Origin of the sequence: Mycobacterium conspicuum (genome assembly GCF_010730195.1) — a bacterium.
Taxonomy (GTDB): Bacteria; Actinomycetota; Actinomycetes; order Mycobacteriales; family Mycobacteriaceae; genus Mycobacterium; species Mycobacterium conspicuum.
The window spans coordinates 641,670-662,247 of sequence record NZ_AP022613.1 but is presented as its reverse complement, the minus strand read 5'-3'; the positions used below and the strand labels follow the sequence as shown (position 1 = coordinate 662,247).

The window sequence follows — 20,578 nt, the reverse complement described above, 5'->3', positions numbered from 1 at the left end:
GGGGCCGGGCTATGGGCCAAGGGGCTAACGACACCCGCCGATCCGACGGCGACACTTGGGATTTGGCGTCCAGCGTGGGGGCCACCGCCACCGCGGTGGCCGCTCGGCGCGCGCTGGCCTCCAAGGGCCCCGACCCCCTGATCGACGATCCCTTCGCCGAACCGCTGGTCAGAGCCGTCGGGGTCGAGGCCTTCATCCGGATGATGGACGGCGAAATCGAGCTTGCCGAAGATGATGCAGCCGACCCCGCTTTAACCGCGCGGCGACTCAGCGAAGGCATGGCGGTGCGCACCCGGTTTTTCGATGCGCATTTCCTGGACGCCGCGCGGGCCGGCGTGCGCCAGTCGGTGATCCTGGCCTCCGGGCTGGACACCCGTGCCTACCGGCTGGCGTGGCCGGACACCAGCGTCGTCTACGAGGTCGACCAACCCCGGGTGATCGAGTTCAAGACCGGCACCCTGGCCGCGCTGGGCGCGGTCCCGGCCGTCGAGCACCGCCCGGTCGGCGTCGACTTGCGCGATGACTGGCCGGCCGCGTTGCGCGACAACGGGTTTGACCCGGGACAGCCGACGGCCTGGAGCGCCGAGGGGCTGTTGTCCTATCTGCCGCCGGACGCCCAAGACCGGTTGTTCGACAGCATCACCGCGCTGAGCGCCCCCGGCAGCAGACTGGCCACCGGCTATGTGCCGAACATTCGCGACCGTCTGGAAAAGCGGGGCCGCGATATCAGCGAGCGTTGGCAGCGGCTCGGCCTGAACTTCAACTGGTCCGACTTGGTCTACCCGGGCGAGCGCAACGACGTGGTGACCTACCTGTCGGATCACGGCTGGCAGGTGACGGCGCGCAGCACCCAGGAAATGTACGCCCACAACGGATTTGAGTTCCCCGAGGAGCGATCCCTGGTCGCCTTCGGCGACATCAGGTACGTGTCTGCGGTGCTGCCCCAGCCGGCCGACCCTGTGCGTTGACTCTGCGCTGACGGCGCACCCTACTCGCACTTTTCCGCGATGGACGCAGAGTCAACCCGTGGGGGGCGTGGCGCCGGGTGCCCGGACGACCATCGGCACGGCGGGAAAGTATCCGGCCATCTCCGAGCGCGACGCGCGCAGCGCGGCGGTGCCGTAACCCTTCTTGCGGTGTTCGGGGTGAATCCAGATCCGCACGTTCACCTCACCGCCGACGAGCTCGCCGAACACCATGCCAACCTTCTCGCCGGCGCACTCGGCGACGAACCACGCGGCCTCTTCCTGATACACCCGGTTGAGCGCGGCGCGGATTTCGTCGTCGATGTCGCCCGCCGGGCCGCGGGATCCGTCGCCGGCCTCTTTGATTTCGGCCGTGCGCGTGGCGAACAGGTCACGGTCTTTGTCGGCGGAGAAGGGCCGAAGATCCAAGCTCTCACCCGAGCTCGCCGGGCGCTCCCCGAGGGTGAAGCTGAGCTGTTTGTTCAGGTCGTCGAGCTCGGCGAGGATCTTCTTGCGCGAGTCGATGGTGAGCTGGTTGAACGACATGCCCATCACCGCTTCGGCGGCAACGTGGGACGTGTCCAGCAAAGCCACGATCGCCTCGACCGCGGCCGCTTTGTTCTTGGACTCCACCACGACGTCGGCCACCTCGTGGCGGCGTTCAAGGGCTTTCAGCAGTGCGTCGGCAATCTCTCGGCGGACGGCCGTGCGGTCGTGGTCGGTCATTGCACAAGCCTAGATCGACGCAGCAGGTATCGCGCCACCCATCGGAAAGATCTCACTCGGCCCCGGATTTGCCAGAAAGGCCTTTGAATGTTCGGCAAAGCGACCACCAACAACGCGATCGGGCATAGCATTAATGCCCGCACGGGTTGAGGCAAGGGGCTCGAGCGATGAATTTTTCAATATTGCCTCCCGAAGTGAATTCCGCGCGCATCTTCGCCGGCGCGGGGCCGGAACCGCTGCTGGCCGCCGCCGCAGCCTGGGACGGGCTGGCCGACGAGCTGACCTCCGCCGCGACCGCTTTCGCGTCAGTGACCTCCGAGCTGACCGGCGCTTCGTGGCGGGGGCCGGCATCCGCAGCAATGGCCGCCGTGGCTGTCCCGTATGTTGGCTGGCTGACCGCGGCGGGCGCGCGAGCCGCGCAGTCGGCCGTGCAGGCACGTGCGGTGGCGACCGCCTACGAAGCGGCGGTCTCGGCGACAGTGCACCCGCTGGCTGTGGCGTCCAATCGCACCCGACTGGCGTCGCTTGCCCGGTCGAACTTGTTCGGGCTCAACACGCATGCGATCGCGGCCAACGAAGCCGAATACGAACAAATGTGGGCCAAAGACGTCGTCGCGATGTCGGGTTATCACGCCAACGCCGCGACGGCCGCCGCGCAACTGAAGCCGGTCGCGGCCCTCAATGTCAACCTGGGCGTGGGCAACCTCGGCACGCTCAACGTGGGCAACGGCAACCACGGCAACAACAACGTGGGCGGCGGCAACTTCGGCAACTCCAACGTCGGCTTCGGAAATGTCGGCCGCCGCAATGTTGGCGTCGGCAACAAAGACCTGGTCGCTAATCACACCAGTCTCAACGTCGGCAATGGGAACACCGGCAGCCACAACATCGGCTCCGGAAACCTCGGCAATTCGAACATCGGGAGCGGCAACAAAGGCAACGGCAATTTCGGGTTCGGTAACAACGGCGACGGAAACATCGGGTTCGGCAATACCGGAAGCGGAAACATCGGGATCGGGCTGCACGGCACCAATCAGCGAGGCTTCGGCGGCCTGAACTCGGGCACCGGAAACATCGGCTTCGGCAACTCCGGCACCGGCAACGTCGGGTTCTTCAACTCGGGCGTTGGAAACCACGGGATCGGCAACTCGGGCGACCACAACACGGGCTCGGGAAACTCCGGCTTCACCAATACGGTAGTGGAAACTCGGGCGCTATCAATAGCGGCATCGGCAACGCGGGCGATCTGAACACCGGCTTCGGCAACGCCGGCGCCAACAACACGGGCACGTCGAACTCGGGCGCCGTCAACACCGGTTTCGGGAACGCGGGCAGCTACAACACCGGCATCGGGAACTCCGGCGACATCAACACCGGCGCCTTTGACAAGGGAAACCTGAACACGGGCTTCGGCGGAACGGGCAACGGCCCTGGACCCAACTCGGGCTTCGGTAACTCGGGCACGAGTCTGTCAGGTTTTAACGACTCCGGCTTTTTCAGCTCCGGCTTCGCCAACACCGGCGCGGGCACCATTTTCACCAGCTTGAATTCGGGATTCGCAAACACCGGCCACTTCACCTCGGGCTTCCTGAACGATGGCCCCGGCCCGGAGTTCAGTGTTTCCGAATCGGGTTTGCATAATTTCGGCGGCTTCAACTCCGGGGTCGTCGTCACCGGCACCGATTTATCCGGCTTTTTCCGCTGACGGTGGTCAGACCGACCGATCGGCCAGTTGCAGGAACCGGTGATAGCGATCCTGCATCGCCCCGGCCCATGCCGGGCGGGGCTCCACGACGTGCGCGGTGGCGCCCCAGCGCGCGGCGTCCGCGATCGACGATTCCAGACCGACCGCCATGCGGGCCAAAAAGGCCGCACCGAGTGCCGCGCCTTCGGCCACCGCGGACACCTCCACCGGCCGGCCGGTGGCATCGGCGATGGCCTGCATCCAAGGCTGCACCCGGGTTCCGCCGCCGGTGGCCACGATGCGCGACACCGACGCTCCACTCAGTTCGATGAGCTGGCGGACGACGAAACCCGACGCTTCGTATGCGGCCCGGCGCACCGACGCGGCGTCGTGAGTGAGATTCAGGCCGTCCAGCACGGCCCGGCGATCGGGATCATGGAACGGGGTGCGCTCACCGCGGACATAGGGCGACCACACGGGCACCCGACCCGGGTCGGTCACCGCCGAATCCCCCTGTGCGACAAGGCGATCCACCCAGCCGAGAAACAGCCCGCCAGCATTGCTCGCGCCGCCGATCTGGCTCTTGCCGGCCGTGGTGTGCGGGATGGTCCACAGGCCCGGTACCTGGCGGGCTTCGGCGAGGGTGGCCCACACGATCAGGGTGGTGCCACACATCACCAGCACCTCGCCCTCGCGGTCGGCGCCGGCCACGATCTGCTCGCAGATGGCGTCGATAGCGCCGGTCCCCAGCACGGGGCCGGTTGCAGGGCCGCTCCCCCGCACTCGCCCGACCGCCGTTCCGATCGTCTCCACCCGCGGCATTTGCTCGGCGGTCGCGCCACGCTCGGCGCACGCCGCCGGGTTCCAGCCGGTCCCGTCGAACAGTGGGAACGCGGTGGCGGCGGTGGCGACGTCGACCACTGGCTCGCCCGCTAAGGCGTGGTTGGCCACCGCCGGCGCGGGCCAGTAGCCGGCAGCGCCGGGCGCTTCGCCGGCCGTCCAGCGCAGGAATTCGGCGGCCTCGCCCAGCGCCGGCAGCAGGTTGTCGGCGCCCGGGGCCCGACCCCTGACGTCGCCGTAGAGCAATCCGGGGGTGATCGGCCGGCCGCCGGCGTCGACGGCGGTCAGTGACGGCACCATCGCCGCCACGGCCACCGCGCGAGCGTCGGGAACGCCGAGTCGTTCCAGGGCCGCCAGCGGGCCCCGTCGCCACGCCTCGTCGGCGTCGTGCTCGAGCAGGTCGGGGGCCGGCACCCGGAGCTGGTGCGGGATCCGCACGCGCGCGGTCACCCGACCGTTGTCGTCGGCGGCGACCGCTTTGACCGCGGTGGTACCGATGTCGATGCCGACGGTGATTTCGTTGCTTGTGACATTGCCGCGTGACACGCGCGTCACCGTACGCCAGCATTGGCAGTCGTGATGTCAAGACCGCGTGCCCTGGTGACTGCCCCGCTGCGTGGACCGGGGTTCGACAAGCTGCGCGAGCTGGCCGATGTGATCTATGACCCGTGGATAACGGAGCTCGACCAGAGCCCGCTGCGGATCTACACCGCCGAACAGCTGGCCGAGCGGATCACCGCCGAGTCCGCCGACGTGGTGGTGGTGGAGAGCGACTCGGTCGCCGGCCCGGTCCTCGAGTTGGGTTTGCGGGCCGTCGCATCCACCCGCGGGGACCCCAACAACGTCGACATCGCGGCCGCCACCGCCGCCGGCATCCCGGTGCTCAACGCGCCGGCGCGCAATGCGGACGCGGTCGCCGAGATGGCCCTCGCGCTGCTGCTGGCCGCCACCCGTCACCTGGTGCCCGCGGACGCGGATGTGCGCAGCGGCAACAGTTTTCGCGACGGCGTCATCCCGTATCAGCGGTTCCGCGGTTGGGAGATCGCCGGGCGCACGGCGGGGCTGGTGGGCCTCGGCGCCGTCGGGCAAGCGCTGCGGTGGCGGCTGTCCGGGTTGGGCCTGCGGGTTATCGCGTACGACCCGTACAACGACGAAGCCACCCACGGTCTGGACGCGTTGCTCGGCGAGGCGGACATCGTTTCGCTGCATGCCCCGGTCACCGACGACACCGTCGGGATGATCGGCGCAGCACAGTTCGCGGCCATGCGCGACGGCGTCGTCTTCCTCAACACCGCGCGGGCCCAGCTGCACGACACCGACGCGCTCGTCGAGTCGCTGCGCACCGGCAAGGTGGCCGCCGCCGGCCTGGACCACTTCGTCGGCGAATGGCTGCCGACCGATCACCCGCTGGTGGGCATGGCCAACGTCGTCTTAACGCCCCACATCGGCGGGGCCACGTGGAACACTGAGGCCCGGCAGGCACAGATGGTCGCCGACGATCTGGAAGCGCTGCTGAGCGGCAAGAAGCCCGCTCATATCGTGAACCCGGAGGTGCTCAGCTCATGAAATCCGTAGCCAATGCTGAGGACGCGGTGCTGGCGGCGGCCAAGGACATGCTGCGCCGCGGCCTGGTCGAGGGCACGGCCGGCAACATCTCGGCGCGGCGCCCCGACGGCAACATCGTCATCACGCCGTCGTCCGTCGACTACGCCGACATGGAGCTCCAGGATCTCGTGCTGGTCGACCCGAACGGCGGTGTGCTGCAAGCCAAGGACGGTCGCATGCCGTCAACGGAAATGAAGCTGCACCTGGCCTGCTTCGAGGCATTCGACGACATCGGCAGCGTCATCCACAGCCACCCGATCTGGGCGACGATGTTCGCCATTGCGCATCAGCCGATTCCGGCCTGCATCGACGAGTTCGCGGTCTACTGCGGCGGGGACGTGCGCTGCGCCGAGTACGCCGCGTCCGGCACGCCCGACGTCGGGGCCAACGCGGTCAAGGCGTTGGACGGCCGCGGCGCCGCCCTGATCGCCAACCACGGCCTGGTGGCCGTCGGGCCCCGCCCCGACAAGGTCATGCACATCACCGCGCTGGTGGAGCGCACCGCCCAAATCGTTTGGGGCGCACGCGCTCTCGGTGGCCCGGTGGCCATCCCCGAGGAAGTGAACCGCAACTTCGCCGGCGTCTACAGCTACCTGCGCGCCAACTCTTGATGAACCGGACCCGGCTGGGTCGCGCGATCGTCACGCGCGTGGTGGAGTTTCAATTCGAGTTGGCGGCCACGTTTTTCCCGATGACCCCACCGTCGGGGTGGCGCGACAACGCCGACCTGTTGGTGCCGGATTTCTTCGACCCCGACACCTCTAAGTGGCGTATCGCGGTGCAAAGCTGGGTCATCGAAGTGGACGGCCTGACCGTGGTGGTGGACACCGGCGTCGGCAACGATCGCCAACGCCCGCACCTGCCCGCGCTGGACCACTTGAACACCGGGTTTCTGGCCGCGCTGGCCGCGGCGGGGGTCGATCGGAACGTCGTCGACGTGGTGATCAATACCCACATTCACTCGGATCACGTCGGCTGGAACACCATGCTGCAGCACGAAAACTGGGTTCCGACGTTTCCCAACGCGCGATACGTGTTGCCCGCAGCCGATTACCGCCATTTCGCGCCCGACGGGCCCGCGGCAAAGCGATCACCGAGCAACGACGAGGAGGCGGCCCAGCAGCGCGGCGACCAGTTGGTGTTCGCCGACAGCGTGTCACCCATCGACGACGCGGGACAGCTTGTGCAGTGGTCCGATGACTACCAGATCTGCGAGTCGCTGCGGCTGCGGCCCGCGGTCGGGCACACCCCGGGCTCCTCGGTGCTGTGGCTGGACGCGGGTCAGCCGGCGGTCTTCGTCGGCGATCTCACGCACAGCCCGGTGCAGTTGCGGCGACCGGACGACGCCTGCGCCTTCGACATGGATCCCGAGGCTGCCGCGGCGACCCGGCGGCGCATCTTCACCGAAGCCGCACGGGCAAGGGCCGCCGTGATACCCGCGCACTATCCCGGCCACGGCGGCGCGACAATCCGCGCCACCGGACAGGAATTCGACATCGACGATTGGCTAGACCTTGAACCCCTCTGAACCCTACCGAGTTGTGCAGTGGTCGACCGGAAACATCGGCACGCGGGCGCTGCGTGCGCTGCTCGATCGTGACGCCTTCGACGTGGTGGGCGTGCACGCCTTCGGTGCGGACAAGGTGGGCCGCGACGCGGGTGAGCTCGCGGGCCAGTCCGCCGTCGGCATCACCGCGACCGACGATGCCGACGCGCTGATCGCGCTGCGCCCGGATTGCGTGAACTACATGCCCCGCGCCATCGACTACGAACTCGTGCTCCGGATGCTGCGCGCCGGCATCAACGTCGTCACTACCGGAGACTTCGTGACCGGTACCCATCACCCGGTCGAGCTCCCGCTGCTCGAGGAGGCGGCGCGCCACGGCGGTGCGACGTTTTTGGGCACTGGATTCGAGCCGGGGTTCGCCAATGTCGTCGCGGGCTTCCTCACCGGCGCGTGCCGCCGCGTGCACAGCGTCAAGCTCGTCGAAACATTGGACTGCACAACCTATCCCGTGCAGGACGTGTGGAAGGTGCTCGGGTTCGGCAAGCCGCCGCGGGAGCGGGTGACGCATCTCGACCCGGCGACGCAACGGTATGGTCTCGGCTACTTCGAAACACTGGACATGATCGCCACCATGCTGGCCACCGAGCTCGATGCCAAGGAGGCGTTCGTCGAGCCCGCGGTGCTGACCCGGGATCTGGATCTGGGATGGGTCCGGTACGCCGCCGGCACCGCGGGCGGACAGCGCCGCACCTATCGCGGTCTGCGAAACGGACGCCCCGTCATCGAGCTAGCCATCTGCTGGACGATGAGCGACGACGCGCTCGACCCGCAATGGACCGACCCCAAGGGTTTTTCTGTGGTGATCGAAGGCACGCCACGCGTCGACGCAGTGATCCGATTCGGCAAGCCCGGGGAGGACGTGATGACCGTGTTGATGGACAGCACCGCCATCGCCGCGGTCAACGCCATACCGTTCCTGTGTGCCGCGGCGCCGGGCGTCATCACCCCAATTGACTTGCCAATCATCGGATCCCCGGGCGCCCTGGACTAGATCGCCACTGCCGGGGCGAGGCCCCGTGCGTCCGGCTGAAGACCCTGCTGAAGTACCCGGGGTCGGTCACCCCCACCCGCCTGGCCACCTCCGCCACCGGGAGATCCGTGTCGGCCAGCAGGCTGCGGGCTTCGGCCATGCGGCGTTCGACGATCCACTCCTGCACGGTGCGACCGGTGCGGCGGCGCACGACGGTGGTCAGGTGTCCCGGCGTCATGCCGACCTCGCGCGCCACGTCGCGCAGCGACAGCGGCTCGCCGAGCCGTTCGTCGATCACCGCAAACACGTCCGCCAACAACGGCTCGCCGCTGCGGCGCAGATCGGCCACCAGGTCAGTTGAGTCGCGGGCCAGCCGGGCCAGCTCAATCAGCAGCAGCGTCAGGTGTGCGAGGACCGCCTGTCGATAGCCCTCGGCCGCGGCGGCCAGCTCCGCCTCGATCGATCGGATTAAGTTGTCCCACACTGATTTCCGCTCAGCAGGTACATCCAGCCGCAGCACCCCGCCCGCGCGTCCGTGCAGGAACGGGAAGAGCAGCGGGTGTGCGCGCCATGCCGGCCACGGCGACCGCGCGTCCTCGCCCAGCGCGGTGGGGTCGAAGAACACGGCAACCCCGGAATTCGTTCGCGGCGGCTCCAACACCTCGCCCGGGGCCGCCACGTACACCAGGCCGTCGGCGGGGACGTACCACAGCGCCGGGAAATCGTGAATGTGCCGACCCAGGTCGCGAGCCCCACCGTGATCGTGCCAGTGCACCGAAACCGGGGGCGTGCCCGGATCGGTGCGGTACTGGTAGATGGGGATGCCGTCGCGCTGACGGATCGGCCGGGTCGTCTGCGTCATGATCTCGCTAAAGATTGTCCAACTTTTGGCAAGTATCGCCCAATTATCCTGCTAAATATGGTCGCAGTATGGATTCTATGCTCAAACATCATTCACATGACTACATGCCCGCCGCCGGTCACGACGCCTTTCTGCCCGGATACGACCTGCTGACCTGGCTGTTCGGGTTCAACCGCGTCCATCAACGGCTGATCGAGCAGGCCGAGCTCGCCGACGATCACCGCGTACTGGAAATCGGTTGCGGCACCGGAAATCTCACCATCCGCGCCAAGAAGACCCATCCCCTGGTTGACCTCACCGGATCCGACCCCGACCCGCTGGCGCTCAAGCGCGCGCAGCGAAAGGCGCACGGGTTGATTGGGATTCGGTTCGAACGCGGTTACGCACAGGACCTCCCCTACGGCGACGGCGAGTTCGACCGGGTGCTGTCGTCGATGATGCTGCACCACCTGGACGGCGACGCGAAAGCCGCGGCCGCGGCCGAGGTCTTCCGCGTCCTGCGCCCCGGCGGGCGGTTGCACCTGGTCGATATGGGCGGCGATATGACCCCCGACGACGGCCCGACGGCGCGGTTCGTCTTGACCCGCTCCCACACCCGCGGCAACCTCGGCGACGCGATCCCAAAACTGCTGAGCGCGGCGGGGTTTGAGTGCACCCAGGTCGCCACACACCGCAATCGCGGCGTGGGCCGGCTGACCTACTATCGCGCCACTCGCCCGGGCTCGGCGCGGCCTAACTAGTCAGGTCGAACAGACGCAAGGAAGCAAATCCCGGCCCGCAGGCAGTCGGCGAGCCAAATGTCTTGGCCGGCTGTTCGAAGCGTTGCGGCCAATTCGCCTGCGCCCAGTGCGCTACCGGGATCGAGCGGAAAGGTTCGCGAGCGCAGCAACCGAAGGATGTCATCTCGACGCTGCAAAAATCGGCGCCGACCCGCAGCTCGAATGCGGTTATGGCGGTAACCCTCAGACGATGGCTGGCAATCAATTCGCGGACCATAGGCACGCCAATGCCTTTGCCACGCAAAAAGTCGATCCCAGATCGCTGTCAACGACTACGACGCCCGCCATGTCGTTCTCGCAGCACGCGAGAACGCATCTCCTTGGCATCCGACGCGGTCAGCACACCCTCGAGGCCAAGCAAGGCTTCGACCTCGTCGGCGTTCGGCTTCGCCAAGTATTCATCGACGGCTTCCTGAACCAGGGCGGAGAAACCGCGGATGCCGCGGCGCTGGGCGATCGCGCTCAGCGCGCGATGCTGCTCAGCGGTAATCTCGACCGTCGTCCGCATGCACGCATGCTAATGCATGCGCACCCATCAACGCTGGTCGAAGGCCACCTTGATGGCGCCACTGTCGCCCTGGTTGGCGATGGCAAGGAAGGCATCGCGCCACTGCTCCAGCCGGAAGGTGTGGGTCAGCATGGGCCGCAGGTCCACCCGGCCGTCCCGGGCCAAATCGAGGTAGTGGGCGATGGCGTGCTGGCGCTTGCCGTCGACCTCCTCGAATCCGAAGGCGTTGGAGCCGACCCAGCTGATCTCCTTGAAGTACAGCGGGCTCCACTCCCAGCGGCCGGGCGCGTGCACGCCGGCCTTCACCAGCGTGCCGCGGGCTGCCATGACCCGGACGCCGACCTCGAACGTCTCCGGCTTGCCGATGGTGTCGTAGACGACATCGATCGGCCCGGGGTAGGCCATCGGCAGACCCTGCAGGGGTTGCCGTAGCCGGCCGCCGCCCCAGGCGACGATCTCTTCGATGATGGCCAGCCGCGGCTCGTGCGCAAGGACTTTGACGGCCCCGAACTTTTTGGCCAGTTCGGCCTGGGCGTCGAAGCGGGCCACGACGGCCACCTCGACTTCCGGATACAGCGCCCGCAGGATCGCGACCGCGCACAATCCGAGCGAGCCGGCGCCGTACACCAGGGCCTTGCCCGCGCGGGGCGGCGGGTGGCGGGTGATCGCGTGCAGCGAGACCGAGAACGGGTCGGCGAAGACGGCGAGTTCGTCGGGAATCGAGTCGGGGACGGGGAACAGCATGCTGTCGTGCGCCGGCATCAACTCGGCGTAGCCGCCGGTGGCGTCGGCGGACACCCCGGTGTGGATGCCGGGTTTGATGTCGCCGTCGGCGAAGCTCCAGCACAGGGTGTAGTCGCCGTTTTCACATGCCGGGCAGACCGGATCGATGCCCCGCGGCGCACACGACAGCCACGGGTTGAGCACCACCCGCTGCCCCACCTCGAGGCCGCGCGCCTTCGGCCCCACCTCGACCACGTCGGCGACCACCTCGTGGCCCATGACTTGCGGGAAGGAACAGAACGCGGACATCGCGTTGTCGACGTCGTCCTCGCCGAAGTCCATCAGGATCTGTTTGGAGTCCGACCCGCAGATGCCGGTCAGCCGCGGTCGGGTGATCACCCAATCCTGGTGCAGCGGTTGCGGATCGGGCACCTCGCGCAGCGCCGTCGGGGTGCGGCCCAGGTTCTGGGTCAGCGTGTTGGCGCCTTCGGGCACCTCGAAGGGCTCCGGCGGCACGCCGTAGACCAGCGCCCTCACCGGGGTGCCATCCCGGCCACACCCGCGATGAACGTGTCGATGTCGGCATTTTTCACATCAACCACCGCCTTCATGTCGGGGACGTAGTGCTCGAAGCGGTCGCTGCCCAGCGCCGCGATGATGCCGTCGGCCACTTCCTCGGCCGCCACCTTGGGCCCCTGGTAGAGGGGCGCCTCGCTGCCGGGCTGATCCCAGATCTCGGTGTCCACCGGGCCCGGTTCGATCAGCTTCACCGTGACCCCGCTGCCGTGCAGGTCGACCGCCATCGCTTCGCTCCACCCGCATAGCGCGAATTTGCTTGCGCAGTAGGCGGTTTCGTGGATGATGCCGAGCCGACCGCCGACACTGGACACGTTGACGATCATGCCGGAGCCGCGGTCGAGCATCCGGGGCAGCAAAGCCAGCGTCATCCGCATCGGGGCGAAGAAGTTGACCCGCATGACGTCCTCGACCTCATCGGGCGCCAACTCGGTGACGACCCGGCGCTTGGGGATCGCGGCGTTGTTGATCAGCACGTCGATTCCGCCGAGGTCGTCCCAGGCTTGGCGCGCCAGTTCGCCGAGGGCCGCCGTGTCGGCCAGGTCGGCGGCCCACATCGCCGACGACGGCGAGGTTCGGCGGCAGTCGGCCAGCACCTCACCCAACCGGTCGCGCCGGCGCGCGATCAGCCCCACCACCGCTCCCTGTGCGGCCAGCCGCCGGGCCAGCGCCGCGCCCAACCCCGACGAGGCACCGGTGATGAGCACTCGTTTCCCGGCCGCCGCGTACGCCATCGCTCTAGATTGCACCGCAGTGTGGCTCCGTGGGAACTATTCGCCACGAAAGCTCGTTATACGATCTAAGTAATCGCCCAAATCTGATTAGGGGGAACCTATGACGTCCGCTACCAGCCGCTACGAGGGGGACACCTGGGACCTGGCGTCCAGCGTCGGGGTGACCGCGACCATGGTCGCGGCGGCCCGCGCGATGGCCACCCGCACCGACAAACCGCTGATCAACGACCCGTTCGCCGAGCCGCTGGTGCGTGCGGTCGGGGTGGACCTGCTCACCCGGCTGGCCAGCGGCGAGCTCGACCCGGCCGAGTTGAACGACGTGCACGACGGCGCCACCGAGTCCGCCGGCGCGATGTCGCGCATGGCGGACAACATGGCGGTGCGCACCAAGTTCTTCGACGAGTTCTTCCTCGACGCCACCAACGCGGGCATCAAGCAGGCCGTCATCCTGGCCTCGGGCCTGGACGCCCGCGCCTACCGGCTGACCTGGCCCGCCGGCACCGTGGTCTATGAGGTCGACCAGCCGCAGGTCATCGAATTCAAGTCGCGCACGATGGCCGAGTTGGGCGTCACGCCCACCGCCTACCGACGGACGGTGGCGGTCGATCTGCGTGACGATTGGCCCGCCGCGCTGCGTGCCGCCGGATTCGACCCGGCCCAGCCGGCCGCGTGGAGCGCCGAGGGTCTGCTCGGCTACCTGCCGCCGGAGGCGCAGGACCGGCTGCTGGACACCATCACCGAACTCAGCGCGCCGGGCAGCCGGATCGCCACCGAAAGCGCGCGCAATCTGCGGCCCGGCGACGAGGAAAAGATGAAGGAACGCATGCGGACCGTCACCGAGCGCTGGCGGGAGCATGGCTTCGATCTCGACATGACCGGCCTGGTGTACCTCGGCGACCGTAACGAAGCCGAGTCCTACCTGTCCGAGCGCGGTTGGCAGCTGACCAGCAGCAGCGTCGCGGATCTGTTTGCGGCCAACGGACTTGCACCCTTTGACGACGAAAGCGCCGGCATGGGCGACATGGTTTACACCAGCGGCACGCTCACCGAGACGGCCTGATAGGAGTATTGACGAATGACTGTCGAGACCGGACGCACCGACGGAGACAGCTGGGGACCCGCACACAGCGTGGGGGCGACGGCCACCATGGTCGCGGCGTCCCGCGCCGTGGCATCGCAGGGACCCAATGCGCTGCTTGACGATCCGCTGGCCGACCCGCTGGTCCGCGCCGTGGGCTTGGCACCTTTCATCAGGATCATCGACGGCGAGCTCGACTTCGAAGACGACCCGGTGTTCAACCGCAAGACCAGGGCCGAGCAGATGGCGGTGCGCACCCGGTTTTTCGACAACTTCTTCACCAACGCGACCGAAACCGGTGTGCGGCAGGCGGTGATCCTGGCGTCCGGCCTGGACACCAGGGCGTACCGGTTGCGGTGGCCGGCGGGCACGGTGGTCTATGAGATCGACCAACCGGAAGTGATTGCGTTCAAGACCAATACGCTGGCCGACCTCGGCGCGGCCCCCACCGCCGAGCGGCGCACGATCAGCATCGACCTGCGCGACGACTGGCCCAAGGCGCTCACCGACGGCGGTTTTGACGTCACGCAGCCGACCGCCTGGAGCGCCGAGGGCCTGCTGCCCTACCTGCCGCCGGATGCCCAGGACCGGCTGTTCGACAACATCACCGCGCTCAGCGCGCCGGGCAGCCGGCTATCCACCGAACACGTCGCCGACCCGAACCTGTTTACCGAGGAGCGCGTGCAGCGCATCTCCGAGCGGTGGCAGCGCTTCGGTCTCGACCTCAACGCGGCCGACCTTTTCTATGGCGGGGAACGCAATGTCGTCCTGGACTACCTGACCTCCCATGGCTGGCAGGTGACGCTCAATTCGGCCCGAGACTTGTACGCCCAGAACGGGTTCGAATATCCCGAGGATGGGATGGCGGCGGAGTTCGGCGAATTGAGCTACGTCGACGCGACCCTGAAATAGGCTCTCCTCATGTCCCGCACCCACGACGACAATTGGGATCTGGCCTCCAGCGTCGGCGCCACCGCGACCCTCGTCGCGTCCGGGCGCGCGATGGCGACGAAGGATCCCCGCCGTTTGATCAACGACCCCTTCGCCGAGCCGCTGGTGCGCGCGGTCGGCTTGGATTTCTTCACCAAGATGCTCGACGGTGAGCTCGACACCTCGACGATCGACAACGCTTCGCCGGAGCGACTGCAGGCGATGATCGACGGCATGGCGGTGCGCACCAAGTTCTTCGATGACTATTTCGTCAATGCCACCAATGACGGTGTGCGGCAAGCGGTGATCCTTGCGTCCGGTTTGGACGCCAGGGCCTACCGACTGCCCTGGCCGGCGGGCACGGTGGTTTACGAGCTCGATCAGCCGCAGGTGATCGAGTTCAAGACAACCACTTTGGCCGGCATCGGCGCCGAACCGACGGCAACTAGGCGCACCGTCCCCATCGATTTGCGCCAGGATTGGCCCGCGGCGTTGAAAGCGTCCGGGCTGGATCCCACGGCGCCGACGGCGTGGTTGGCCGAGGGCCTGCTGATCTACCTCCCGCCCGAAGCGCAGGACCGGTTGTTCGACAACATCACCGCGCTGAGCGTGCCGGGCAGCACGATCGCAACGGAATTCGCGCCCGGCATAATCGATTTCGATGCCAGCCGGGTACAGGACATGGGGAACGTGTTCCGCGAACACGGCATGGACGTCGACATGGCGTCGCTGGTCTACGCCGGCGAGCGCAACCACGGCCTCGACTATCTGCGCGCCAGCGGCTGGGAGGTCGAGGGCGTGGCGCGCACGGAACTGTTCAGGCGCAATGGCATCGAGGTGCCGGACCCCCAAATCGACGACCCGCTGGGCGACATCGTCTTCATCAGCGGCACCCGGACCGCTTAGAACTAGAAGCGCGACTGCCCCAGCCAGAGCACGCTGGCACCGCCCAAACTCTGCTCGACGTGTTCGAGGATCCCGGCCACCGCGCGGCCCAGCACCGACCCCACCGCGTCCGGCAGCGACGCGGCGGCCGGCTGCGACGACGCCCGGGGACGAACCAGGTCCAGCCACGACGAGCCGGGGTAGCTGACCAGCCGCACCTCGGCGTCCGCGTCCAGGCCGGCCAGCACCTTGGCCCGGCGCACCGCGGTGCGGAACCCGCCTAGCTCGTCGACCAAACCGCGCTCCAGAGCGTCGGCGCCGGTCCAGATCCGCCCGCGCGCAACGGCATCCACGGCTTCGGCGCTCATGTTACGGCCGGCGGCGACACGTTCCACAAAATCGGTATAGAACAGGTCCGCCTCGGCCTCCCGGTCCGCCTGCTGCTCCGGGGTGAACAACTCGTCGACCGACCAGACATCGGCATTTGCGTTGGTGCGCACGGTGTCCGAGCCGACTCCCAACCTCGTCTTGAGGTCGCGGACCACCAGCTTGCCGCTCATCACGCCGATCGAACCGGTGATCGTGCCCGGGTTGGCCACGATCGCGTCGGCATCCATCGAAACGTAGTAGCCTCCGGAGGCCGCCACCGCACCCATCGACGCCACCACCGGCTTGCCCCGTTCGCGGGCCCTTTTCACCTCACGCCAAATGGTTTCCGACGCGGTGACCGAACCACCGGGGCTGTCCACCCGCAGCACGATCGCGGACACCGCGTCGTCGGCAGCCACCTCTCGCAGTGCCGCCGCGATGGTGTCAGCGCCGGCGTTCGAGGAGCCGAACGGCAGGACTTGCCGCCCGCCGCGCCCGTTGACGATCGCGCCCTCGAGGGTGACCACGGCGATCGTCGGCTTGGACCCGCGCCGGGGAATCGACGGCATCGGCGGCGCAAACCGCGGCCGCGCGGCACCGGCGTAGCGCGACAGGTAGAGCCGCGGCGGGCCGTCGTCTTCGTCGCCGGAAACCTCCTCCACGCCAACGAGTTCCGCGATGCGGGCAAAGGCCTCGTCGCGGAATCCGATCCGGTCCACCAGACCGGATTCCACAGCGTCAGCACGCAACAGCGGCGCGCGGTCGGCCAACGCATCGAGCGCGCCCGCGTCGATGTGACGTGATTCGGCAACCGCCTGCCACACCTGTTCCTGCAGGCTGTCCAACATCCGGGTGACGGCCTCACGGTGGGCCTCGGTGAACTGCGCTTGAGTGAAAAGGTTTGCCGCCGACTTGTATTCGCCCCGCGCGGTGAACTGCGCCTCGATCCCCGCCTTGTCCAGCGCGTCGCGCAGAAAGGTGGCGCTGCTGGCGAAGCCGATGAGCCCGACGCTTCCCGAGGGCTGCATCCAGACTTCACCGAATGCCGAAGCCAGGTAGTAGGACAGCGTGCCCGGATAGGTTTCCGCCCAGGCCAGTGACGGTTTGACGGCGGTGAAGGCCGCGATGGCTTCGCGCAGTTCTTGGACCGCACCCACCGGCGACGCCGCGAGCTGCACGCGCGCGATCATCCCGGCAACCCGGGGATCCTGCGCGGCCCGGTGGATCGCGGCGACCGCGTCGCGCAGTGCCATCGCCCGGCCACCCCCGGTGACTATCGTCAGCGGGTCGAATCCCGTCGTCTCCGGCGGCGCCGACCGCAGGTCCAATTCCAGCACGCAACCGCTGGGTATGCCGTGGTGGCGGGCGGTATCGACGCGGTAGACCAGGTCACGCACGTCGTCAACACCGGGCAGCGAGGGCAGAAAACCGAACATGTTTGCCAGCCTACCGATTCGCCGCCGTACGGTGATGGGGTGAAGTTTTCCGTCGCCATCCCCCAATTCGATTTCGATGGCTTCGATGCCGCCGGGCTGCGCGCGTATCTCGCGCGTGCCGAGGAGCTTGGCTTCGAAGGCGGTTGGGTGATCGAGCAGACCATCGGGGCGGCGCCGCTGCTGGCGCCGCTGGAGCTGCTCGCGTATTGCGCCGCTTGCACCGAGCGACTGCGATTGGGTGTCGCCGTCCTGGTTTCCTCGCTGCACGATCCGCTGCAGTTGGCATCGGCCATCACCGCGGTCGACCGGCTCAGTCACGGGCGGCTGGACGTCGGTGTCGCACCGGGCGGCGGGGCACGCCAGTTCGCCGCCTTCGGTGTGGACAAGAAAACGTTTATCAGCTATTTCACCGAGGGCCTGCAGCTGATGAAGGCGGCCTGGTCGGACGAACCGAAGGTGACGTTTCACGGCCGGTTTCGCGACGTCGATGGCCTTCCCGTGCAGCCCAAGCCGGTGCAGCGGCCACACCCGCCGATCTGGTTCGGCGGCCTGGCTCCCAAGGCACTGGTTCGAGCGGTGCGCCACGGCGACGCGTTTCTGGGTGCGGGCTCGTCGACCACCGAGTCGTTCGCCGGAGCCGTCAAGATCGTCCGCGCCGAGCTTGCCGAACAAGGCAAGGACTCAACCCGCTTCACCATCGGCAAGCGGGTCTATCTGATGATCGACGACGATGCCGCCAAGGCCCGCGAACGGGTGCTCACCGGGCTGCGGCGCATCTACGGGCAGATGCGCGGCATCGATGCGGTCCCGGTGTCCGGCACACCCGACGACGTCGTCGGTGGGTTGCGTGCGGTGATCGACGCCGGCGCCGAGATGCTGCTGCTCAATCCCGTCGGCGCCGACGTTGCGGAGAACCGCGAACAGATGGAACGCCTTGCCGCAGAGGTGATCCCACAACTGATATGACCCGATCAGCTCACGACGCAGTGCGCAGGGCGGCGACCAGGCTCGCCGCGCTCGCCCAGACCGGCCTGACGTACGCCGCCAACGCATACGACGCCGACCGCTACCAGCAGGCGGGCCGGCTCGCCGCCGAGCTGCTCTCGGCGATCAGTGGCCGACCCGCCGACGAGCTTGCGGTGGAACTGGGACGTGATTCCGGCTACGCCACTCCCAAAGTCGATGTCCGCGGGGTCGTCTTCGATGAGCGGGAACGTGTGCTGTTGATGCAGGAGAGGCTCGACGGCCACTGGTCCGTGCCGGGCGGGTGGGCCGATCCCGGCGATTCGCCGTCGTCCGCGGTCGTTCGAGAGGTGCTCGAGGAGACCGGCTACCGAAGTTCGGTGGTGAAGCTGATCTCGTGCTGGGACCGTGACGTGCAAGGCAATACCCCGCCGTTGCCCGTGCACGTCTACAAGCTGTTCTTCCTCTGCCGCACCGACGGCGCCGCCCAGCCGGCCCAACCGCTGGAGACGCTGGCCGTGGGCTGGTTCGGGCTGGACGAGCTGCCGCCGCTATCGCTGGGCAGAGTCAACCCACGGCAGCTTGCACGCGCGCTCGCTCACCACCGCGACCCCACGCTGCCGACCGAGTTCGACTAAAGCTCGGTGACCGATCCGCCTGCGGCGGTGATCTTTTCGCGCGCGCTGCCGCTGAACTTGTCGGCGGTCACGTCGACCTTGACGGTCAGCTCGCCGTTGCCGAGAACCTTGACTAAAGAGTTCTTGCGAACGGCGCCCTTGGCCACCAAATCGGCCACGGTGATGGCACCGCCCTTGGGAAACAGTCGGTTGATGTCACCGACGTTGACCACCTCGTATTCGATGCGGAACCGGTTACGGAAGCCCTTCAGCTTGGGCAGCCGCATGTGGATCGGCATCTGCCCGCCCTCGAACCGCACCGGCACGTTCTTGCGCGCCCCGGTACCCTTGGTGCCGCGGCCGGCGGTCTTGCCCTTGGAACCTTCACCACGCCCGACGCGGGTGCGCGGGGTTTTCGACCCCGGCGCCGGCTTCAGGTCGTGCAGCTTGATGGTCATTTAGTCTCCTCCACCTCAACCAGGTGGCTCACCACCGCGATCAGCCCGCGGGTCTGTGGGTTGTCCTCGCGGACGACCGACTGGCGAATCTTGCGCAGCCCCAGGGTGCGCAGGCTCTCGCGCTGCTTGAAGCGCGCGCCGATCGTGCTGCGCACCTGGGTGATCTTCAGCTGGCTCATGGCTGTGCCGTCCCCTCCCGCGCGGCACTGGCGGCCAACGCATCGCTTTCCCGGCGCGCCTTGAGCATTCCGGCCGGGGCGACGTCCTCGATCGGCAGTCCGCGTCGCGCGGCCACCTCTTCGGGACGCTGCAGCAGCTTGAGCGCGGCCACCGTGGCGTGCACCACGTTGATCGCGTTGTCGCTGCCCAACGACTTGGCCAGAATGTCGTGCACCCCAGCGCATTCCAGCACCGCGCGGGCCGCACCACCGGCGATCACACCGGTACCGGGGCTGGCCGGGCGCAACAGCACCACACCGGCGGCCGCTTCACCCTGCACCGGGTGCGTGATGGTCCCGCCGATCAGCGGCACGCGGAAGAAGCCCTTGCGCGCCTCCTCGACGCCCTTGGCGATCGCGGCCGGAACCTCCTTGGCCTTGCCGTAGCCCACACCGACCATGCCGTTGCCGTCACCGACGATGACCAACGCGGTGAAGCTGAAGCGCCGACCACCCTTGACCACCTTGGAGACGCGGTTGATGGCGACGACCCGCTCCAGGTAGTTGCTCTTTTCGCCGTCGCGGTCACGGCCACCGCGACCGCCGCCGTCGCGGCGGCCCCGACTATCGCGGCCATCACGACCATCACGGCTGTCGCGGCCGTCACCGCGGGTGTCGGCCTGCGGCCCGCCCGGCTGCTCCGACATTATGCGGTCCTTCCAGTCTTGCTTGTCATCAGAACTTCAATCCGTTCTCGCGGGCGGCATCGGCCAGCGCCGCAATCCGTCCCCCGTAGCTGTAGCCTCCACGGTCGAATACCACCGTGTCGATGCCGGCCGCCTTGGCGCGCTCGGCGATCAATTGGCCAACCCGCACGCTGCGGGCTTTCTTGTCGCCGTCGACGCCGCGCACGTCGGCCTCGATCGACGACGCGGCGGCCAGTGTGGTGCCGTTTTCGTCGTTGACCAGTTGCACGTGGATGTGCCGCGCGGACCGGTTGATCACCAGCCGGGGACGAGCCGTGGTGCCCGCCACCTTTTTGCGCAGCCGTGCGTGCCTGCGCAGCCGGGAGATCCGCCGAGTCTCGGATACGTTCCGCCCCACCGGCTTTCGCACTGTGCTGTCAGCTTTCGATTGCGCCATGA

Annotated in this window: 23 protein-coding genes and 1 pseudogene; 12 read left to right on the top strand and 12 right to left on the bottom strand. The window is 67.8% G+C overall.

Annotation, left to right across the window (positions count from 1 at the left end; translation table 11 throughout):
* The first annotated feature begins 11 nt into the window (after positions 1–11).
* Positions 12–968 carry an SAM-dependent methyltransferase gene (locus G6N66_RS03185; RefSeq protein WP_085233478.1) on the top strand — a complete coding sequence of 319 codons (957 nt, stop codon included), beginning with the start codon at positions 12–14 and terminating at the stop codon, positions 966–968.
* Positions 969–1,019: 51 nt separating this feature from the next.
* Here the strand turns inward: G6N66_RS03185 and G6N66_RS03180 are convergent, their stop codons facing one another.
* Entirely contained in the window at positions 1,020–1,691 is a 672-nt protein-coding gene (locus G6N66_RS03180) for a GNAT family N-acetyltransferase (protein ID WP_085233477.1), read from the bottom strand.
* A 167-nt stretch (positions 1,692–1,858) separates the two neighbouring features.
* On the opposite strand from G6N66_RS03180, the pseudogene G6N66_RS03175 reads away from it, so the two are divergent.
* Positions 1,859–3,396, top strand: a pseudogene (locus G6N66_RS03175) (PPE domain-containing protein).
* A 6-nt stretch (positions 3,397–3,402) separates the two neighbouring features.
* Here the strand turns inward: G6N66_RS03175 and G6N66_RS03170 are convergent.
* Positions 3,403–4,731, bottom strand: a complete 1,329-nt coding sequence (locus G6N66_RS03170; RefSeq protein WP_372515652.1) for a xylulokinase — start codon at positions 4,729–4,731, stop codon at positions 3,403–3,405.
* Positions 4,732–4,791: 60 nt separating this feature from the next.
* On the opposite strand from G6N66_RS03170, the gene G6N66_RS03165 reads away from it, so the two are divergent.
* Genes G6N66_RS03165 through G6N66_RS03150 form a run of 4 tightly spaced genes read left to right on the top strand, consistent with a single transcriptional unit; the run spans position 4,792 to position 8,378 of the window.
* The gene (locus G6N66_RS03165) at positions 4,792–5,781 is read left to right on the top strand and encodes an NAD(P)-dependent oxidoreductase (RefSeq protein ID WP_085233475.1); all 990 of its coding nucleotides are present in this window, start codon (positions 4,792–4,794) and stop codon (positions 5,779–5,781) included.
* Positions 5,778–6,431 carry an L-fuculose-phosphate aldolase gene (locus G6N66_RS03160; RefSeq protein ID WP_085233474.1) on the top strand — a complete coding sequence of 218 codons (654 nt, stop codon included), beginning with the start codon at positions 5,778–5,780 and terminating at the stop codon, positions 6,429–6,431. The genes G6N66_RS03165 and G6N66_RS03160 overlap by 4 nt, the downstream gene beginning before the upstream one ends.
* Positions 6,431–7,348 (top strand): MBL fold metallo-hydrolase, encoded by a 918-nt coding sequence (locus G6N66_RS03155; protein ID WP_085233473.1) that lies wholly within the window; start codon positions 6,431–6,433, stop codon positions 7,346–7,348. The genes G6N66_RS03160 and G6N66_RS03155 overlap by 1 nt, the downstream gene beginning before the upstream one ends.
* 13 nt (positions 7,349–7,361) lie before the next feature.
* Entirely contained in the window at positions 7,362–8,378 is a 1,017-nt protein-coding gene (locus G6N66_RS03150) for an NAD(P)H-dependent amine dehydrogenase family protein (RefSeq protein ID WP_232079191.1), read from the top strand.
* Here G6N66_RS03150 and G6N66_RS03145 read toward each other — a convergent pair.
* Entirely contained in the window at positions 8,350–9,219 is an 870-nt protein-coding gene (locus G6N66_RS03145) for a helix-turn-helix transcriptional regulator (RefSeq protein ID WP_085233471.1), read from the bottom strand. The genes G6N66_RS03150 and G6N66_RS03145 overlap by 29 nt on opposite strands.
* A 68-nt stretch (positions 9,220–9,287) precedes the next feature.
* Between G6N66_RS03145 and G6N66_RS03140 the strand changes: the two genes are divergently transcribed.
* The gene (locus G6N66_RS03140; RefSeq protein ID WP_085233470.1) at positions 9,288–9,959 is read left to right on the top strand and encodes a class I SAM-dependent methyltransferase; all 672 of its coding nucleotides are present in this window, start codon (positions 9,288–9,290) and stop codon (positions 9,957–9,959) included.
* Here G6N66_RS03140 and G6N66_RS29260 read toward each other — a convergent pair.
* From G6N66_RS29260 to G6N66_RS03125, 4 genes are read right to left on the bottom strand one after another with little or no spacing between them, the layout of a single operon-like run.
* Positions 9,952–10,215, bottom strand: coding sequence for a hypothetical protein (locus G6N66_RS29260; RefSeq protein ID WP_139825254.1), 264 nt, complete (start codon positions 10,213–10,215; stop codon positions 9,952–9,954). The genes G6N66_RS03140 and G6N66_RS29260 overlap by 8 nt on opposite strands.
* A gap of 48 nt (positions 10,216–10,263) precedes the next feature.
* Positions 10,264–10,506 carry a hypothetical protein gene (locus tag G6N66_RS03135; RefSeq protein ID WP_085233469.1) on the bottom strand — a complete coding sequence of 81 codons (243 nt, stop codon included), beginning with the start codon at positions 10,504–10,506 and terminating at the stop codon, positions 10,264–10,266.
* 27 nt (positions 10,507–10,533) lie between these two features.
* Positions 10,534–11,766 carry a zinc-dependent alcohol dehydrogenase gene (locus G6N66_RS03130; RefSeq protein WP_085233468.1) on the bottom strand — a complete coding sequence of 411 codons (1,233 nt, stop codon included), beginning with the start codon at positions 11,764–11,766 and terminating at the stop codon, positions 10,534–10,536.
* Positions 11,763–12,539 carry an SDR family NAD(P)-dependent oxidoreductase gene (locus G6N66_RS03125; RefSeq protein ID WP_085233467.1) on the bottom strand — a complete coding sequence of 259 codons (777 nt, stop codon included), beginning with the start codon at positions 12,537–12,539 and terminating at the stop codon, positions 11,763–11,765. The genes G6N66_RS03130 and G6N66_RS03125 overlap by 4 nt, the downstream gene beginning before the upstream one ends.
* Positions 12,540–12,639: 100 nt before the next feature.
* On the opposite strand from G6N66_RS03125, the gene G6N66_RS03120 reads away from it, so the two are divergent.
* Genes G6N66_RS03120 through G6N66_RS03110 form a run of 3 tightly spaced genes read left to right on the top strand, consistent with a single transcriptional unit; the run spans position 12,640 to position 15,453 of the window.
* A complete protein-coding gene (locus G6N66_RS03120) occupies positions 12,640–13,599 on the top strand; it encodes a class I SAM-dependent methyltransferase (RefSeq protein WP_085233466.1) in 960 nt (319 codons plus the stop codon).
* A gap of 15 nt (positions 13,600–13,614) precedes the next feature.
* Positions 13,615–14,529: a class I SAM-dependent methyltransferase gene (locus G6N66_RS03115; protein ID WP_085233465.1), complete on the top strand. Its 915-nt coding sequence runs from the start codon at positions 13,615–13,617 to the stop codon at positions 14,527–14,529.
* Positions 14,530–14,538: 9 nt separating this feature from the next.
* A complete protein-coding gene (locus tag G6N66_RS03110) occupies positions 14,539–15,453 on the top strand; it encodes a class I SAM-dependent methyltransferase (RefSeq protein WP_085233464.1) in 915 nt (304 codons plus the stop codon).
* Positions 15,454–15,455: 2 nt separating this feature from the next.
* On the opposite strand, the gene sppA is transcribed toward G6N66_RS03110, so the two are convergent.
* A complete protein-coding gene (gene sppA / locus G6N66_RS03105) occupies positions 15,456–17,237 on the bottom strand; it encodes a signal peptide peptidase SppA (protein ID WP_085233463.1) in 1,782 nt (593 codons plus the stop codon).
* Between the two features lie 39 nt (positions 17,238–17,276).
* On the opposite strand from sppA, the gene G6N66_RS03100 reads away from it, so the two are divergent.
* Both G6N66_RS03100 and G6N66_RS03095 read left to right on the top strand, forming a co-directional pair.
* Positions 17,277–18,203 carry an LLM class flavin-dependent oxidoreductase gene (locus tag G6N66_RS03100; protein ID WP_085233462.1) on the top strand — a complete coding sequence of 309 codons (927 nt, stop codon included), beginning with the start codon at positions 17,277–17,279 and terminating at the stop codon, positions 18,201–18,203.
* Positions 18,200–18,838: an NUDIX hydrolase gene (locus G6N66_RS03095; RefSeq protein ID WP_085233461.1), complete on the top strand. Its 639-nt coding sequence runs from the start codon at positions 18,200–18,202 to the stop codon at positions 18,836–18,838. The genes G6N66_RS03100 and G6N66_RS03095 overlap by 4 nt, the downstream gene beginning before the upstream one ends.
* On the opposite strand, the gene rplO is transcribed toward G6N66_RS03095, so the two are convergent.
* Genes rplO through rplR form a run of 4 tightly spaced genes read right to left on the bottom strand, consistent with a single transcriptional unit; the run spans position 18,835 to position 20,576 of the window.
* A complete protein-coding gene (gene rplO / locus G6N66_RS03090; RefSeq protein WP_085233460.1) occupies positions 18,835–19,275 on the bottom strand; it encodes a 50S ribosomal protein L15 in 441 nt (146 codons plus the stop codon). The two genes, G6N66_RS03095 and rplO, sit on opposite strands and share 4 nt — an antisense overlap.
* Positions 19,272–19,454 (bottom strand): 50S ribosomal protein L30, encoded by a 183-nt coding sequence (rpmD, locus tag G6N66_RS03085; RefSeq protein WP_085233459.1) that lies wholly within the window; start codon positions 19,452–19,454, stop codon positions 19,272–19,274. Before rpmD ends, rplO begins: the two co-directional genes overlap by 4 nt.
* Complete coding sequence (gene rpsE, locus G6N66_RS03080; RefSeq protein ID WP_085233458.1) at positions 19,451–20,140, bottom strand: 30S ribosomal protein S5; 690 nt, start codon at positions 20,138–20,140, stop codon at positions 19,451–19,453. Before rpsE ends, rpmD begins: the two co-directional genes overlap by 4 nt.
* 28 nt (positions 20,141–20,168) lie before the next feature.
* Positions 20,169–20,576, bottom strand: coding sequence for a 50S ribosomal protein L18 (rplR, locus tag G6N66_RS03075; protein ID WP_085233457.1), 408 nt, complete (start codon positions 20,574–20,576; stop codon positions 20,169–20,171).
* Between the last annotated feature and the right edge of the window lie 2 nt (positions 20,577–20,578).

What these genes read in the sequence shown, in the direction of transcription:
- G6N66_RS03185 (WP_085233478.1), top strand. Translation starts at nt 12, where the DNA reads ATGGGCCAAGGGGCTAACGACACCCGCCGATCCGACGGCGACACTTGG.
- G6N66_RS03180 (WP_085233477.1), bottom strand. Translation starts at nt 1,691, where the DNA reads ATGACCGACCACGACCGCACGGCCGTCCGCCGAGAGATTGCCGACGCA.
- G6N66_RS03160 (WP_085233474.1), top strand. Translation starts at nt 5,778, where the DNA reads ATGAAATCCGTAGCCAATGCTGAGGACGCGGTGCTGGCGGCGGCCAAG.
- G6N66_RS03155 (WP_085233473.1), top strand. Translation starts at nt 6,431, where the DNA reads ATGAACCGGACCCGGCTGGGTCGCGCGATCGTCACGCGCGTGGTGGAG.
- G6N66_RS03145 (WP_085233471.1), bottom strand. Translation starts at nt 9,219, where the DNA reads ATGACGCAGACGACCCGGCCGATCCGTCAGCGCGACGGCATCCCCATC.
- G6N66_RS03140 (WP_085233470.1), top strand. Translation starts at nt 9,288, where the DNA reads ATGGATTCTATGCTCAAACATCATTCACATGACTACATGCCCGCCGCC.
- G6N66_RS29260 (WP_139825254.1), bottom strand. Translation starts at nt 10,215, where the DNA reads ATGGTCCGCGAATTGATTGCCAGCCATCGTCTGAGGGTTACCGCCATA.
- G6N66_RS03135 (WP_085233469.1), bottom strand. Translation starts at nt 10,506, where the DNA reads ATGCGGACGACGGTCGAGATTACCGCTGAGCAGCATCGCGCGCTGAGC.
- G6N66_RS03125 (WP_085233467.1), bottom strand. Translation starts at nt 12,539, where the DNA reads ATGGCGTACGCGGCGGCCGGGAAACGAGTGCTCATCACCGGTGCCTCG.
- G6N66_RS03120 (WP_085233466.1), top strand. Translation starts at nt 12,640, where the DNA reads ATGACGTCCGCTACCAGCCGCTACGAGGGGGACACCTGGGACCTGGCG.
- G6N66_RS03115 (WP_085233465.1), top strand. Translation starts at nt 13,615, where the DNA reads ATGACTGTCGAGACCGGACGCACCGACGGAGACAGCTGGGGACCCGCA.
- G6N66_RS03110 (WP_085233464.1), top strand. Translation starts at nt 14,539, where the DNA reads ATGTCCCGCACCCACGACGACAATTGGGATCTGGCCTCCAGCGTCGGC.
- sppA (WP_085233463.1), bottom strand. Translation starts at nt 17,237, where the DNA reads ATGTTCGGTTTTCTGCCCTCGCTGCCCGGTGTTGACGACGTGCGTGAC.
- G6N66_RS03095 (WP_085233461.1), top strand. Translation starts at nt 18,200, where the DNA reads ATGACCCGATCAGCTCACGACGCAGTGCGCAGGGCGGCGACCAGGCTC.
- rplO (WP_085233460.1), bottom strand. Translation starts at nt 19,275, where the DNA reads ATGACCATCAAGCTGCACGACCTGAAGCCGGCGCCGGGGTCGAAAACC.
- rpmD (WP_085233459.1), bottom strand. Translation starts at nt 19,454, where the DNA reads ATGAGCCAGCTGAAGATCACCCAGGTGCGCAGCACGATCGGCGCGCGC.
- rpsE (WP_085233458.1), bottom strand. Translation starts at nt 20,140, where the DNA reads ATGTCGGAGCAGCCGGGCGGGCCGCAGGCCGACACCCGCGGTGACGGC.
- rplR (WP_085233457.1), bottom strand. Translation starts at nt 20,576, where the DNA reads ATGGCGCAATCGAAAGCTGACAGCACAGTGCGAAAGCCGGTGGGGCGG.